General features: G+C 41.9%; 13 protein-coding genes. 12 read left to right on the forward strand and 1 reads right to left on the reverse strand.

The features are described from left to right. The first annotated feature begins 160 nt into the window (after positions 1–160). The 8 genes from AC0QUU_RS03110 (at position 161) to AC0QUU_RS03145 (ending at position 7911) form a co-directional block, all read left to right on the forward strand. The gene (locus tag AC0QUU_RS03110) at positions 161–1690 is read left to right on the forward strand and encodes a response regulator (protein WP_474544538.1); all 1530 of its coding nucleotides are present in this window, start codon (positions 161–163) and stop codon (positions 1688–1690) included. A 146-nt stretch (positions 1691–1836) separates the two neighbouring features. Then, on the forward strand, positions 1837–2064 hold the full coding sequence (locus AC0QUU_RS03115; RefSeq protein WP_474544539.1) for an HPr family phosphocarrier protein: 228 nt from the start codon (positions 1837–1839) through the stop codon (positions 2062–2064). 300 nt (positions 2065–2364) lie between these two features. Then, complete coding sequence (locus tag AC0QUU_RS03120) at positions 2365–3048, forward strand: rubredoxin-like domain-containing protein (RefSeq protein ID WP_474544540.1); 684 nt, start codon at positions 2365–2367, stop codon at positions 3046–3048. Continuing rightward, positions 3045–3674 (forward strand): 4Fe-4S binding protein, encoded by a 630-nt coding sequence (locus tag AC0QUU_RS03125; protein WP_474544541.1) that lies wholly within the window; start codon positions 3045–3047, stop codon positions 3672–3674. The genes AC0QUU_RS03120 and AC0QUU_RS03125 overlap by 4 nt, the downstream gene beginning before the upstream one ends. Before the next feature lie 104 nt (positions 3675–3778). Next, complete coding sequence (gene guaA, locus AC0QUU_RS03130; RefSeq protein WP_474544542.1) at positions 3779–5326, forward strand: glutamine-hydrolyzing GMP synthase; 1548 nt, start codon at positions 3779–3781, stop codon at positions 5324–5326. A gap of 383 nt (positions 5327–5709) precedes the next feature. After that, positions 5710–5832 carry a hypothetical protein gene (locus AC0QUU_RS03135; protein ID WP_474544543.1) on the forward strand — a complete coding sequence of 41 codons (123 nt, stop codon included), beginning with the start codon at positions 5710–5712 and terminating at the stop codon, positions 5830–5832. After that, entirely contained in the window at positions 5825–6832 is a 1008-nt protein-coding gene (locus tag AC0QUU_RS03140) for a response regulator (RefSeq protein ID WP_474544544.1), read from the forward strand. Before AC0QUU_RS03135 ends, AC0QUU_RS03140 begins: the two co-directional genes overlap by 8 nt. Before the next feature lie 182 nt (positions 6833–7014). Next, complete coding sequence (locus AC0QUU_RS03145; protein WP_474544545.1) at positions 7015–7911, forward strand: helix-turn-helix domain-containing protein; 897 nt, start codon at positions 7015–7017, stop codon at positions 7909–7911. Positions 7912–7983: 72 nt separating this feature from the next. Here the strand turns inward: AC0QUU_RS03145 and AC0QUU_RS03150 are convergent, their stop codons facing one another. After that, a complete protein-coding gene (locus AC0QUU_RS03150) occupies positions 7984–8847 on the reverse strand; it encodes a helix-turn-helix domain-containing protein (RefSeq protein ID WP_474544546.1) in 864 nt (287 codons plus the stop codon). A gap of 202 nt (positions 8848–9049) precedes the next feature. Between AC0QUU_RS03150 and AC0QUU_RS03155 the strand changes: the two genes are divergently transcribed. The 4 genes from AC0QUU_RS03155 (at position 9050) to AC0QUU_RS03170 (ending at position 15895) form a co-directional block, all read left to right on the forward strand. Continuing rightward, positions 9050–12088, forward strand: coding sequence for a glycoside hydrolase family 2 TIM barrel-domain containing protein (locus tag AC0QUU_RS03155; RefSeq protein WP_474544547.1), 3039 nt, complete (start codon positions 9050–9052; stop codon positions 12086–12088). Positions 12089–12257: 169 nt separating this feature from the next. Further along, positions 12258–13655 (forward strand): MFS transporter, encoded by a 1398-nt coding sequence (locus tag AC0QUU_RS03160; RefSeq protein WP_087173574.1) that lies wholly within the window; start codon positions 12258–12260, stop codon positions 13653–13655. Between the two features lie 470 nt (positions 13656–14125). Beyond that, a complete protein-coding gene (locus AC0QUU_RS03165; RefSeq protein WP_087151638.1) occupies positions 14126–14926 on the forward strand; it encodes a helix-turn-helix transcriptional regulator in 801 nt (266 codons plus the stop codon). 156 nt (positions 14927–15082) lie between these two features. Then, complete coding sequence (locus tag AC0QUU_RS03170) at positions 15083–15895, forward strand: HAD-IIA family hydrolase (protein WP_474544548.1); 813 nt, start codon at positions 15083–15085, stop codon at positions 15893–15895. Positions 15896–15928 lie beyond the last annotated feature (33 nt).

The raw sequence follows: 15928 nt of genomic DNA on the forward strand, positions 1-15928 counted from the left end.
AATATCCGCATCCGCCTTCATAGTGTGTTATACTGAAAGCAGCTTCTCCTGGCAGAGATACGGATCTGTCAGGAGAAAAGCGGCAGCCGTTTCCGGAATATACGTACGGATATGTGGCTGACGGGACGGTACGAACAGACAAATGAGAAGGGAGTCATGAATGCGGATTGTAATCGTAGACGGCGAAGCGCAGGTCAGAGAAGAGCTGATAAAGCTGCTGGAGAAGTCCGGGCCGGAATATAAAGTGGCAGGCACCGCGTCAGATGGAAGAGAAGGATATGAGCTGATCAGTGAAGCGCGTCCGGATCTGGTGATTATGGACGTTCAGCTGTCCAGAATGGGCGGAGTAACTATGCTGAAGAAGCTGCGCGGCGAGGGCGTTTCGTGCAGGGTTATTGTCCTGACCGCGGATACGGATTTTAATAAAGCCAGACAGGCTATTGAACTGAGCGTTGACAATTATATTCTGAAGCCGCTGAAAAAGGCTCAGTTGAAAAAGGCAGTACTCAGTGTAAGAGAAAAGCTGGAAAATGAGCAGGCAATAGCGGCGGCATTTACAGTGGAGAATATTTTCCGGGGCTGCCTGAACGGTCAGATTCATCCGGACGGAAGGTTTCATTCTATGACGCGGGAAAAATACGGATTTACGCTGGATGAGCCGATATCTGTCTGTACGGTATGGCTGGGGAGTAATTATACAGAGCAGCGGGAAGATGTGCGCCGGTTCCTTGAGAACGCGGCGGCGGATAAAAATTTTTCTGCCTGTGTGCTGGAGGTTGATGCATGGAGAGTGCTGACTGCCGTTATATATCGTATGGAAGATCAGACGGAGGCTTATCTTTTCTTCAAAGAACATGCGGTGCCGGCGGTATGCGGAAGCTTCCGGGGTGAAATCGTATGTGTCTGGGCCGATATGAAAAATGGTCTTGAATTGCTGGAAGGCCTGAAAAGAATTGAACGCATGCGGGAATGGAATCTCCTTTTTGACCGGGGAGATCTGATACGGAAAGAAGACGTGGAAAGGCTTGCGGTGGTTCCCGTAAAGTATCCGGCGGAGCTGGAGAGGCAGGCAAGGCAGGCTGTGCTTGAGCTGGAAGGAGAGGAAATAAAGAAATGTTATTACCGGCTCTATGACCGGCTGAGAAGTCAGCCCCACAGTCCGGCGGAAATGAAGGAATGTTTGATCCGCTTTAATCTTGCGGTGGTAAATGCGTATAAAACTCAGCATGAAATTGAATCGGAACTCAGGATCCAGAGCTGTATGCAGTCAATTACGGTTGCCATGAGCTGGGGCCAGATCCGCAGTACGATGGAAGAGTTTCTCAATGTTATAAATTTTAATGCATTTTCGGAAGAAGGAGATACGCGGTACAGTCCTTTGGTTCAGAAAGCCGTGGAACTGGTACGGAAATATTATGATCAGGGTCTTACTCTCGAGGAGATCGCGGGACGTCTTTTTGTATCTGAAGAGTACCTGAGTTCTCAGTTTAAAAAGGAGACGGGAACAGGTTTTACGGAGACAGTCAGACATTACAGAATTGAACGGATTAAAGGGCTGCTCCTGAATACAAGACTGAAACTGAATCAGATCGCGGAGCTGACCGGATACGCGGATCCCAAATATATGAGTCGGGTATTCAAAGAGGAAGTAGGGGTGCTGCCGACGGAATATCGTAAGTCAGTTCATTAAAAAATTCTACCTATTCAAAAAATTTCACCCTTTTCAAACTGGGAAAGTGTGGTATGATACGCTTGATTCAGGTGAGAATCAAAGTATACGGCGAACAGAATGCCGGCATCAGTCACAGTAAGATGAAAAGCGAGGTGAGATGAATAATGAGCGACATGAAACTTACGTTTAAAACCCCGGATGAAATTGTTGAATTCGTAAACACAGTATCCAGGTATGACTTTGATGTTGACGTCAAAAGAGGAAGAATTGTAGTAGACGCAAAATCATTGCTTGGAATTATGCATCTTGGACTCAACAGCACGCTGGAACTGCAGGTGCATTCAGACAACTGTGAAGATCTTCAGACAGAACTTGCCAAATATGCGGCATAGTTTCCGGAAATGCGGCGGCCAGCCGGTTTCTGAATGAGAGAGAAGATATGAAGACTGGCAGAATAGAATAAAGAGTGATTACAGGGGATCCCGGTGTATGAAAAATATACTGGGATCTCTCTTTTTTGTCTGCTTTTATATATTGACAAAATATTCTGAAATAAAGATAATTAGAACAGAATTATTTGAAAATATTTGCGGAGGCAGACGCGTAAATGATATGCTTTGCGTACTGCTGAAAAAGATTCAGTGCTGTCTGACCTGATATCAGACATGGCATGAAAAGAGAGGAGGATGTCTATGAAGTACGTCTGTTCCATTTGCGGCTATGTGTATGATGAGGCAAAAGAGGGGACGCCGTTTGCCGGCCTTCCGGATGCCTGGGCCTGTCCCGTGTGCGGCGCAGGCAAGAGCGCATTTGCGGTAAAAGATCAGAATGACAAGTCCGGACAAGCCCGGGAAACTGCCGCGGATTCCGGGGAAAAAACTGTGCGGGCAGCTGTCTCTTCGCGTGACGGAGACATGGAAAAACTGTCTCCGGGAGTGATGTCAGCTATCTGCTCCAATCTGGCGCGGGGATGTGAAAAACAGTATAAAGAAAGAGAAGCAGCGCTGTATCGTCAGATAGCGGATTATTTTGCATCCATAACGCCGGATGAGGCGGATGCAGACATGGAGAAACTGTCCGGTCTGATCCGGAATGACCTGCAGGAAGGGTATCCGGTACTCAGAGCTGCAGCGGAAGCGGAGAAGGACAGGGGAACCCTCCGCATTTGTACCTGGGGAGGGAAGGTAACGAATATTCTGAATTCTCTCCTTCAGAGGTACGAAAGGGAAGGAGAAAGTTTTCTGAAAGACACGCAGATCTGGGTCTGCACGGTCTGCGGATTTGTCTATGTGGGAGATCAGGCGCCGGAACTGTGTCCTGTGTGCAAAGTACCTGCCTGGAAGTTTGAAAAAGTGGAAAGGAGGGTTCCTGCATGAAAGAGATTGCTGTAAGAAATCTGCGCCTGTGTACAAAAGACTGCCTTTGTCTGTATGTCTGTCCGGTAGGCGCTACCGATACGGAAAACAGTATTATTGATGTGGAGAAATGTCTGGGCTGCGGAGTCTGTGCCAGAGCCTGCCCCAGCGGCGCCATTTCCATGGTGCCCGCAGAGTACCCTCCTCAGCAGAAGAAGACAGAAGCGGTAACCGGTCCCTCCTTTGCGCTGGCAGAAGGAAAAGCCTGGCAGGAAAAGATCGCCCTTCAGCTGGCGGAGACCGCGGAAACTGACGGTCTGTACCGGCTGATGACTGCATTTGCAAAATCGGTCCGCCTGGTAAATGAAGACCTGCTCAGGGAGTCGGGATATATGCTTCCCCAGAGCGCCAATGCCCGGCAGCTTCTGAAGGAACTGGTGAAAAATCCGCCTTCGGATGATTTTCCCGCAGAGGCGGCGGAAGAGCTGCTGAAGCTGATCCCGTGCAATGAGGAAGAAAAAGGCGGCGGAGTGAAACAGTATAAATGTAAAATCTGCGGGGCAGTTTTTGAGGTGCCGGAAGGGGAAGAACCGGTCTGCCCGGTGTGTAAGACAAGGGGCGAAAATCTGGAACTGATTGAGGAATAGCGGAAGCCGGATCATGAAGTGCTTGTAAAAAGAGGCCGCCTCAACTATAATTGTTAGGAGAAAAGAAAACGTGCCGTCCGGGGCACATAATCAGGAGGAAAGCCTTGAAGAACGAATTAGTAATCGTCCTTGACTTCGGCGGGCAGTATAATCAGCTTGTCGCAAGACGTGTCAGGGAATGTAATGTGTACTGTGAGATTTATTCTTACAAAACGGATATTGAAAAGATCAAAGCAATGAACCCGAAGGGAATCATTCTCACCGGAGGACCGAACAGCTGCTATCTGCCCGATTCACCGACCTACTCAGACGAGCTGTTTAAACTGGGAATACCGGTTCTCGGACTCTGCTACGGCGCGCAGCTTATGATGCATGTGCTGGGCGGTGAAGTGAAGAAAGCGGATGTCAGAGAGTACGGAAAGACAGAAGTGCTGATCGACAAGACCGCGTCCAAAGTATTTGAAAATGTATCAACGCCGACGATCTGCTGGATGAGCCATTTCGACTACATAGCGAAAACGGCGCCGGGATTTGAAATTTCCGCCCATACGGCAGACTGTCCGGTGGCAGCGGCTGAAAATGAGGCGGAGAAACTGTACGCGATCCAGTTCCACCCGGAAGTACTGCATACGGCGGAAGGCACAAAGATGATCAATAACTTTGTAAAAAATGTATGCGGCTGCATCGGCGACTGGAAAATGGATGCGTTCGTGGAAAACTCCGTAAAAGCGATCCGCGAAAAAGTTGGAGACGGCAAAGTGCTGCTGGCGCTCTCAGGCGGCGTGGATTCTTCCGTGGCAGCAGGACTGCTCTCCAGAGCCATCGGAAAACAGCTGACCTGCGTCTTCGTAGACCATGGCCTTCTTCGTAAGAATGAGGGCGACGAAGTGGAAGCTGTCTTCGGACCGGAAGGCAACTTCGACCTGAACTTTATCCGTGTAAATGCTCAGGAGAGATATTATAACAAACTGGCAGGGGTGACCGAGCCGGAGCAGAAGCGTAAGATTATCGGCGAAGAATTTATCCGGGTGTTTGAAGAAGAGGCGAAGAAGATCGGAGCCGTAGATTTCCTTGCACAGGGAACTATCTATCCGGACGTGGTAGAAAGTGGCCTGGGCGGCGAGTCCGCAGTGATTAAGTCCCACCACAATGTGGGCGGACTCCCGGATTACGTTGATTTCAAAGAAATCATCGAGCCGCTGCGGGATCTGTTTAAAGACGAAGTTCGCAAAGCGGGTCTGGAGCTGGGAATTCCGGAGGAACTGGTATTCCGTCAGCCGTTCCCGGGACCGGGGCTTGGAATCCGTATTATCGGAGAAGTTACCGCAGAAAAAGTACGTATCGTGCAGGATGCGGATGCGATTTACAGAGAAGAAATCGCCAATGCAGGTCTGGACAGAGAGATCAATCAGTATTTTGCGGCTCTGACGAATATGCGTTCCGTCGGGGTTATGGGAGATGAGAGAACCTATGACTACGCAGTGGCGCTGAGAGCGGTGAAGACAATTGACTTTATGACGGCAGAGGCGGCGGAGATTCCGTATGAGGTGCTTAATAAAGTAATGAGCAGGATTATAAATGAAGTGCGGGGGGTTAACAGGGTATTTTATGATCTGACCAGTAAGCCGCCGGGGACGATAGAGTTTGAATAGCGGACAAAAATGCGAAAAAGCCCGTAAATAAAGGCTTTGCGGGACTTCTGAATTGCCCGGTGGAGTGCAAATGGAGTTAAAATTTATTTTTTCTCTTGCTTTTATTCCGGACAATGACGAGATTTTCGTAAAATCATCCAAATTCAGAAAGATATAATTAGTGGAAATTAAAGAACAGTTTGTTTTAATGGAAGTATTTTCCGTTGGAGCAAACTGTTTTTTTTTATACCCTTTTTCAATGAGCTCCTGATACCAGCTACATTATGGAAGCAACCGTAAAAAAAATAATTTTTGCAAAAATCCGAAATAGGATGTCCTGTTTTGCACCTGTCAGTACAGAGTATATGAAAAGATAAATATTCAAAATACAGGAGGTACTGATTATGCAGAATAAACTTTTTTTAAAGGCGGCTGATATATGTGAGCTTCTGGAAGTAAAACAGACATCGGCTTATGAAATCATTGGTAACTTGAACAAAGAACTGGAAGAACAGGGATATGAATAAATTGGAATCCGGTACAACTACGCTTGAGCATACACCTTTTGACCTAATTACAGTTCTGCAGGAAGTAAATGGTGTTGCCAGAATGAATGCGGACTTAAGAGGGTTGACGATTTCTGTGGATCATAGTAAAATCAAGCACCGTAAATTACTTGGAAGTCCACTTCATTTAAAACAGATTCTGCAGAACATTGATGGAAACGCAATCAAGTATAACCGGGTAGGTGGTTCTATCTTTTTTTGTACAGAGGAAGTAGCATGTGAAGGTGGAAAGGCAACCTATAAGTTTAGATGCTCAGATACAGGGCGTGGTATGAGTAAAAGTTTTCTTTCTCATGTGTTTGAACCGTTCGCACAAGAAGATTCCAGTGCAAGGACCAGTTATATGGGAATTGGGCTTGGAATGCCGATTGCCAAACAACTCACAGAAATGATGGGCGGAAAGATTGCGGTAGAAAGCGAATTAAATGTCGGTACAACCTTCACAGTTACAATTTCATTTGAACTCGATTCAGATTATAAAGAAGAAGACACGCTGGAAGAGGAAAATTTATCGAAAAATCTTTCGGGATTGACAGCACTTTTGGTAGAAGATAATGAGTTGAATATGGAGATTGCTAAGTTTATTCTGGAAAATGCTGGAATCAATGTCGTCACTGCAAAAGATGGAAAAGAGGCAGTCGATATTTTTGCGAAATCAGAGGTGCATTATTTTGATGTGATTCTCATGGATATTATGATGCCGGTGATGGATGGACTGACTGCTACAAAAACAATTAGATCACTGGAACGGCAAGAAGCAAAAACAATTCCTATTTTTGCAATGACTGCAAATGCGTTTCTGGAAGATAAAAAACAAAGCAAAGAAGCTGGAATGAATGAACACTTATCGAAGCCGTTGGATGAAAAGAAACTGATGAATACGATTTGGAAATATACAATCGGGAAAAATTCCAATAGCAAAGGATTGTTGGTAGAGGTATATTCGTTTTTGGGTAAATAACAATTCTAAGCGGTTGATCTTTATGGTTGACCGCTTTTTCCGCCTTCAAAAAATCAGAAGATTCTATTCCAGCAATTTCTGGTAATTCAATGAAAATCTGTTGAATACAGCATGATTCTACCATTAAGGGGTGTACTTTTTCTGAGAAAATAGATACTATAATCCCAAAAGGGGGAATGGCTATGGACCTTGTGAAAATCGGAAGCTATATTGCAGAAAAAAGAAAAAAACTTGGTATGACTCAAAAACAGCTCGCTGAGAAACTGGGGAAGAGTGATAAGTCAGTTTCTAAGTGGGAACGAGGGATCTGTTTACCAGATGTGTCTGTGTATTTAGAATTATGTGAAATATTAGGAATCAGTCTTAATGAATTTTTGGCAGGTGAAGATATTGAGGTAACTAATGTAGAAAAAAAATCAGAAGATACATTGATACAGATAACCAAAGATAGCAGTTATAAGCAACGTTATTTAAAGAAAATTATTGCTGTACTTCTTATTGCGGTGGGAGTATGTGTTATTGTTTTTGGAATCATGGTATGTAATAAATTGCGGCAACCACAAAATTATATAGAAGCAGTAGCACCAGATAGTGTAGAAATGAAAACAGCTGAATTGTTATCTGGAATTGATGGAACCATGATGTTTCGATACAATTCAAAAGATACATTTCAAACATTGTATGTTTACTTGTCAGAATACCAGTCTGGAAAACGAATTTCTCATAAGAAGGTTTTGGAACTTTCCTATGAGGATGTGAAATCTGCAAAAAATGGATTGATTGTTATTACGCCGGATTTTGATAATTTTACTGCAAAGCTTATTGCGGCAGATGAATATTCAAAATATATGACAGAAATGCCAATCTTGGAGGGTGTTGCAAACAGAGAATATTATGGCAGATCTGCAACGTCTATAGAGAACAAAAGCCCGATAGAATACGGAACAGAGCAAGGATTGGCAGCACTGATCTATGGCGAACAAGGAGTGAGTTCGTTGCCGATACAGGATATTAAAGGTGAATACATAGATACAGATAATGAGTATATGTATTATTATTCGGTTGAGTTCGTAAAATAAGAATAGTAAAAGAGAGAAGAGGATACCACAAATCATTGCTTTGATGATTCTGTGGTATCCTCTTTGTGGATTTCAGAATTTGTTTCTCAGCTTTCGGTATTCTCGCGGTGAATATCCTTTCAGCTTGTGAAAAAGCCGACTGAAATACAGCTGGTTATCATATCCGACGATTTTAGAGATTTCATTGATGGAATAGGTTGTTGTTTCAAGTAACATCTGAGCATTGTTGATCCGGATTCCTACGATGAATTGCATTGGTGTGGAACCGGTGTATTTTTTGAAATTCCGGATAAACCAACTGACACTCATGCCTCGTGAGGCTGCGTAATCCTCTATGTTGATGTCCTGATTATAATTTTCGCTGAAATAGGTAACTGCAGTGTTCATTTCCTGATCCAGGTATTCGTTTTTCAGGATATGTTCTCGTGTCAGTTCTCGGTGGAAAGTGATTAGTAGATGACGAAGCAGAAGAACAAGCATTTCCTCATAATCATCCTGACAGCGTTGGAGTTCGATGATAATACGCTTAAAAACCCGTTCATATTCCATAGATGTGCCGACTTGGAAAACCCGTTCTTTATCCGGAAATCCATATTGACGCAAGATATTTTTTACATTGCTGCCAGTAAAGTGAATCCAGTATACTTCTGTCTTATCTTCCCCATAATATTCATATTTCTGAATCTCTTTCGGTCTGTACAGTACAATATTACCGGCGGGAACAATCGTTTCATTATCTACATTGTCAAAATGAAAATGTCCACAACCGGCAGTGATATAGATGATCTGATAATCCAGGCGTCCCCTTGGACGGTAGGTTGGTAATTTTGGATGGCTGGAAAGGCGATAAGTACCACAGCTTCCTACAATCAGTGGGCGACTTTTGTCTTTGAAATCCATATGGGAGTGGTTCAGATAACCAGTATTCATATACATAGGGCAGCACCTCTTTTCCTACTTTTTACCATTGTATCATTTAGTGCATATTTTGTCTAATCCAATTCATAGACATATTTTGCGGATTAGGATAAGCTATGTATAGAAAAACAAAGAAACGTAAACAAAAAAGTAAAGAACAAGACTTGCTGTGGGAGAACAACGTATAAAAAAATGTATATGTATTGAAGGAGAGTTATTTATGATTGTACCACGTTATTATGAGGATTTAAGTGTACTGCATGAAAACACAATGCCAGCCAGAGCCTATTATGTTCCGGCATCCAAAAGAATGGACAACCTGGTGGAACACAGGGAAGAATCAGACCGTATGCAGTTATTAAACGGAACTTGGAAATTTCAGTATTATAACAGCATCTATGATATTCAGGAATCTTTTTTTGAGAAGGATTATGATACAGAAAACTTTGACGAGATTCAGGTTCCGAGTGTATGGCAGATGGCAGGATATGACACACACCAGTATACAAACATCCGGTATCCGTTCCCATTTGATCCACCGTATGTACCACAGGATATCCCGTGTGGAGCATATGCACATACTTTTGACTATCATAAAGATGAAAATGCACCAAAAGCATTTTTAAATTTTGAGGGAGTAGACAGTTGCTTTTATGTATGGGTCAATGGTTCTTATGTGGGATACAGCCAGGTTTCTCATATGACCAGTGAGTTTGATATTACCGACCTTCTTCAGGATGGAAAGAATACCATAGCAGTATTGGTAATGAAGTGGTGTGACGGTTCTTACTTGGAAGATCAGGACAAATTCCGTATGAGTGGAATTTTCCGGGATGTGTACATTTTGAAACGTCCGGAGCAGGCAATCAGCGATTATCATATAAAAACAAAGATTGAGGATATGCTTGCAAAGATAGAACTTGATGTGAAATTCTACTCTCCGGCAAATGTAAAAATTTCGATTGAAGATAAAAATGGAGCAGTTGTCGCAGTAGGAAGTATTACCGAAGAAGGAACAGCGGTGTTAGAGATTGCAAGTCCGGAGCTTTGGAATACAGAAAATCCATACCTGTACAAACTGATCCTTGAAACAGAAAATGAAGTAATTGTAGATCATATCGCACTCAGAAAGATAGAGATCAAAGATCAGGTTATTTACTTAAACGGACAGAAGATTAAATTCCGTGGTGTCAATCGACATGATTCCGATCCGGTTACTGGATTTACAATTAGTGTGGAACAGATTACAACCGATCTTACGCTAATGAAGCAGCACAATTTTAACGCTATCCGTTCCAGCCATTATCCGAATGCACCATTTTTCTATGAAATGTGTGACAAGTATGGATTTATGGTGATAGATGAAGCAGATATAGAGGCTCATGGACCATTTATGCTCTACAGAAAAGAAGACACGGATTACAATCGATTCAAGCGGTGGAATGAAAAAATTGCGGATGATCCGGCGTGGGAAGCAGCTATCGTTGACCGTGTGAAACTCATGGTAGAACGTGATAAAAACCGTTTTTGTATTGTCATGTGGTCAATGGGAAATGAAAGTGCTTATGGTTGCAACTTTGAAAAAGCACTTGCTTGGACAAAGAAATTTGATCCGGACCGTATCACACAGTATGAGAGTGCAAGATACCGTAATTATGATGAAACATATGATTACAGCAACTTGGATGTGTACAGCCGTATGTACCCGGCACTTTCCGAGATTCAGGAATATCTGGACAAGGACGGAAGCAAACCATTCCTTCTGGTAGAATATTGCCACAGCATGGGAAATGGCCCTGGAGATTTTGAAGATTACTTCCAGATGATACAGGATAATGATAAAATGTGCGGCGGCTTTGTCTGGGAATGGTGTGACCATGCGATTGCTCATGGCACTGCTGAGAATGGAAAGACAATCTATGCCTACGGAGGAGATCATGGCGAAGATATCCATGATGGCAATTTCTGCATGGATGGATTAGTATATCCGGACAGAACTGCCCACACAGGACTTTTGGAATACAAGAATGTCTATCGTCCGGCAAGGGTGGTTTCTTATGATAAAGAAAGTGGAGAGCTGGTACTTCACAATTATATGGATTTTGATGACCTGAATGATTATGTAAACATCAGTTATGAACTGACGCAAGATGGTCTTGTAATCGGAAAAGGTAAACTTTCAGAAGTGTCTGTGGCACCACACAGTGAAGGAAAGACAAATCTGAAAGTCAATGTTCCAGAAAGCGGAAAATGCTATTTAAAACTTATTTACCATCTGAAAAAAGAAATGCCACTGTTAGAGGAAGACCACATTCTGGGATTTGATGAAATTGAGGTAAGTCAGAAAGATGCAAAATGTCAGCTCGCAGAGAAATGGATGGAAAAAACAGCAACGAACTCTGAATTACAGGTGAATGAAAATGATACACAGATTCATATCAAAGGTCGTGAATTTTCCTACACCATAGACAGACGTACGGCTCTCTTTACAGAGATGAAATTTGCAGGACGGGAATATCTGAATCATCCGATGGAGTTGAATATTTGGAGAGCTCCAACAGATAACGATATGTACATCAAGTCTGAATGGAAGAAAGCTCACTATGATAAGGCTTACACAAGAGCCTATACGACAGAGGTTGCACAGGGAAAACATGGTGTGAAGATTACAAGCCATGCTTCCGTTGTGGCAGAGACGGTACAGAAGATTCTTGATGTGACGATTACATGGAAAATAGATGCTGCAGGAAAGATTGATGCAGATATAGCAGTAACAAAAGATGGAGAGTTCCCGGATCTTCCGAGATTTGGAGTGAGAATGTTTTTGGATAAGAAACTTTCAGATGCCAGATACTTTGGAATGGGACCACAGGAGAGCTATCGTGATAAACATCAGGCAGCGAGTCACGGTCTGTACCGGGCAAATGTAGGGGATTTACATGAGGACTATATCCGTCCACAGGAAAACGGAAGCCATTATGATTGTGAATATGTAGAGCTTAACAACAGCCGATATGGAATTGTGGCATCCGCAGAAAAGGCATTTTCATTCAATGCTTCTTATTATACACAGGAAGAACTTGAGAAGAAAACGCATAATTATGAATTGACAGAATCAGACAGCGTGATATTTTGTGTTGACTATGCATTAAATGGAATAGGTTCTAACAGTTGTGGTCCGGTTGTATTGGATCAGTATCGATTTAATGATGTATTATTCCGGTTCCAGTTTACTCTGGTTCCGTATGTAAAGGGATAATAAAGTTTTAAGTAACCCGTTAACAAGGAAGGAGAGTCTGGGTGTTTTGTAAAGTCCGGATATACAGAACAATCAGATAAAAACAAAGCAAAAAATTTAGAATTAGGCACCATACTGTTAGGCATCTTGAGATTCTAAGTGCGATGAATATGAGGAGCAAAAGAATTCTATGGAAGAAAAAAAGTATTTAAAATGGTATAACAAAATTGGATATGGTTCAGGTGATATCGCAGGTAATGTAGTCTATGCGTTCCTGACATCTTTTATGATGGTCTATCTGACAGACTTAGTAGGACTTGCTGCTGGTGTCGTAGGTACCCTGATTGCCGTATCAAAATTATTTGATGGTTTTACAGATATATTCTTTGGATCAATGATCGACAAAACACACAGCAAAATGGGAAAAGCAAAGCCTTGGATGTTGTATGGCTATATTGGATGTGCCATTACATTAGTCTGCTGTTTTGCAGTACCAGTCAGCTGGGGAACAACCGCTAAATATGCATGGTTCTTTATTTCTTATACACTGTTAAATGGTGTGTTTTATACAGCTAATAATATTGCATATTCAGCACTTACATCACTCATCACAAAGAACAGCAAAGAACGTGTGCAGATGGGATCTTACCGTTTCATTTTTGCATTTTCAACAAGCGTTCTGATTCAGGCAATTACAGTTGGATTTGTAGATAAGTGTGGTGGAGATGCAGCTGCATGGAGAACTGTAGCAATTATTTATGCAATTATTGGTCTTATTGTAAATACAATTTCTGCTCTTTCTGTTAAAGAACTTCCAGAAGAGGAACTTAACGAAGGAGAAGTAAAAAATGAGGATGAGAAGTACGGAATGGTACAGGCATTTAAGCTTCTTATCAAAAACAAATATTACATGATGATCTGTGGAACTTACATTTTACAGCAGTTATACAGTGCCATGATTGGAGCCGGTATTTATTACATGACATGGGTACTGAAAAACAAAAACTTGTTCGGACAGTTTGCATGGGCAGTTAATATTCCACTGATTATTGCTTTGATTTTCACACCAACTTTAGTTGGTAAGTGGAAAGGTATGTACAAACTGAACTTAAGAGGTTATATCTTAGCAGTTATCGGTAGAGCACTTGTTGTTGTTGCCGGATATATGGGTAGCGTTCCGCTGATGATGGCATTTACGGCTCTTGCAGCATTAGGACAGGGACCATGGCAGGGAGATATGAATGCGGTTATCGCATCCTGCTCTGAATACACTTATCTTACACAGGGAAAGAGAATTGACGGAACTATGTACTCTTGTACGTCTCTTGGTGTAAAGATCGGTGGAGGTATTGGAACAGCTGTTGTTGGATGGATGCTCGAGTTCAGCGGCTATGTAGGAACAAATGCAACTCAGCCACAATCAGCACTTGATATGATGCAGTTTATGTATCTGTGGCTTCCATTAATCTTTGATGTATTGATTATGTTTGTACTTTCAAGAATGAATGTAGAAGGTGCAAATAAGAAACTGAAAGCAGAAAAAGGGATTACTGCAGATGAAGTAACAGATGCATCAGACATGGAGTAAGATTTGAAGGAAAAAGCATTGTCTGATTGAATCTTCAATTAGGCAATGCTTTTTACATATTATGAAACAATGAAACAGGCAAAAGAGCGGGGGACAGTATTTTGAATATAGAAGAAGCAATTGGAATGCTTAACGGGATGGCTGCCCATGCTGACTGGGCAGAGGAAGGGAAAGCTGCATTCAAAAGATTTATTGAAAGTTTATAAAAAAAAGGACCACTTCATTTTTGTGAAATGGTCTTAAGAAAAAATATTCAGTTTTCACAAAATAGTCCTTTTAGTATTTATACATGATATGGATGCTCAAAATAGTCAGCGTAGAATACTAAAAGGTCGTTCAGATATTTTTTAAGATTGCTCATTTGCGATTCCTCCTTTCCTTGTTTACAAGTTGATTATAGGATAGATGAAAAAGGATTGCTTGCCAAATCGAAAGAAGATATAGACAAATGTTGCAAAGGGGAGTATTTCATGCAGTTAAAATATGTTGACACAAAAGAGGAGATCATAGCAGTAAATAAAAAGTCAAAACATATTGAACCACATCTTCATAATGCACTGGAGATTGTTTGTGTAACAAGTGGAACATTAGAGCTTGGTGTCGGACAGGAACTTTACCATATGGAAAAAGGAGATATAGGCTTTGTATTTCCGGATATTATTCATCACTATCAGGTACTGACACCCGGTGTAAATAAAGCGACTTATCTGATCGCATCGCCATTTACGATTGGTAAATTTGCAGATATCATGCAGTCCATGGCTCCTGAATATCCAGTTATCAAAGCGGAAAAGGTTGAGCCGGAGGTATATAGGGTTATCAATGCGATTTTAGAGACAGAACAGTCGGATATTACAGTCGCACAGGCTTATCTTCAAATTGTGTTGGCACGCTGCATAGGAAAACTGAATCTGGTAGAGAAGAGCCATGTGGGGAGCAATGACCTTATTTACCAGACGGTTTCCTATATATCAGCAAATTTCAAAAAGAAGCTTTCACTGGAAGAGATGGCGAAAGACCTTGGAGTAAGCAAATATGTCTTATCCAGACTCTTTTCCAAAACATTTCATAGGAATTTCAACCAGTATCTTAACGATGCAAGGCTCAACTACGCATGTCATCGTTTGGAAAATACGAGTGATTCTATTACAAATATTTGCCTGGATAGTGGCTTTGAAAGTCAGAGAACATTTAACCGGGTATTTAAGGAAAGATATAAAATATCGCCTAGTGACTATCGGAGTACATGTGTAAAAGATATATTGTCATAAAAGGTTCTGCTGATAGAATAATTCACTTTGATTTCACGCCGTTATGTATTTGATTTTATGTGCGTATGATACGATATTACAATGGTCGTAGAAAATAGATTTTTCAGAAGTAAAAGAACAAGGCGTACTCTAAAGAAAAAGAAAGGCAGGGCATATATGAATATGGGAAATTCCATAATTGATTTTAACGAGAAAAAAGGGTTCATCTGCGATATGGATGGTGTGATTTATCATGGCAATCAGATATTGCCAGGTGTTCCAGAATTCATTCAGTGGTTACATGATGAAAAGAAGGAATACTTATTTTTGACAAATAATAGCGGGTATACACCACGGGAATTAAATCAGAAACTGGCAAGGATGGGACTTGATGTGCCGGAAGAACATTTTTATACCAGTGCATTGGCAACAGCAGCTTTTTTAAAAGAACAGGCGGCAGGATGTTCAGCATTTGTGATAGGAGAAGCCGGTCTGTTAAATGCACTTTATGATGTAGGTATCACAATGAATGATGTGAATCCGGATTATGTTGTTGTGGGAGAGGGACGATCCTATTCATTGGATACATTAACAAAAGCAACGAATTTGGTTCTGAAAGGTGCAAAGCTGATCGGAGCAAACTCAGATGTTTCCGGACCGATTGAGAACGGCATTGCTCCTGCTTGTCGTGCATTGGTTGCACCTATAGAAATGGCAACAGGCACACAGGCATATTTCTGTGGGAAACCGAATCCATTGATGATGCGAACAGGTTTAAATATGCTTGGATGTCATTCCGCAGAAGCTGTAATGGTTGGAGATCGCATGGATACAGATGTGATTTCAGGTATGGAAAGTGGTATGTCTACTGTATTGGTTCTCTCAGGATGCTCAACGAAAGATACACTTAAAACTTATGCATATCGTCCAACTATGGTTTTAAATGGTGTGGGAGATATTGCTACGATGGCAAATTCAAAGAAGAAATAAGTACAAGATAACTGGAAATGTTGCAGGTAAGAT

Source organism: Mediterraneibacter sp. HA8405 (assembly GCF_056148955.1).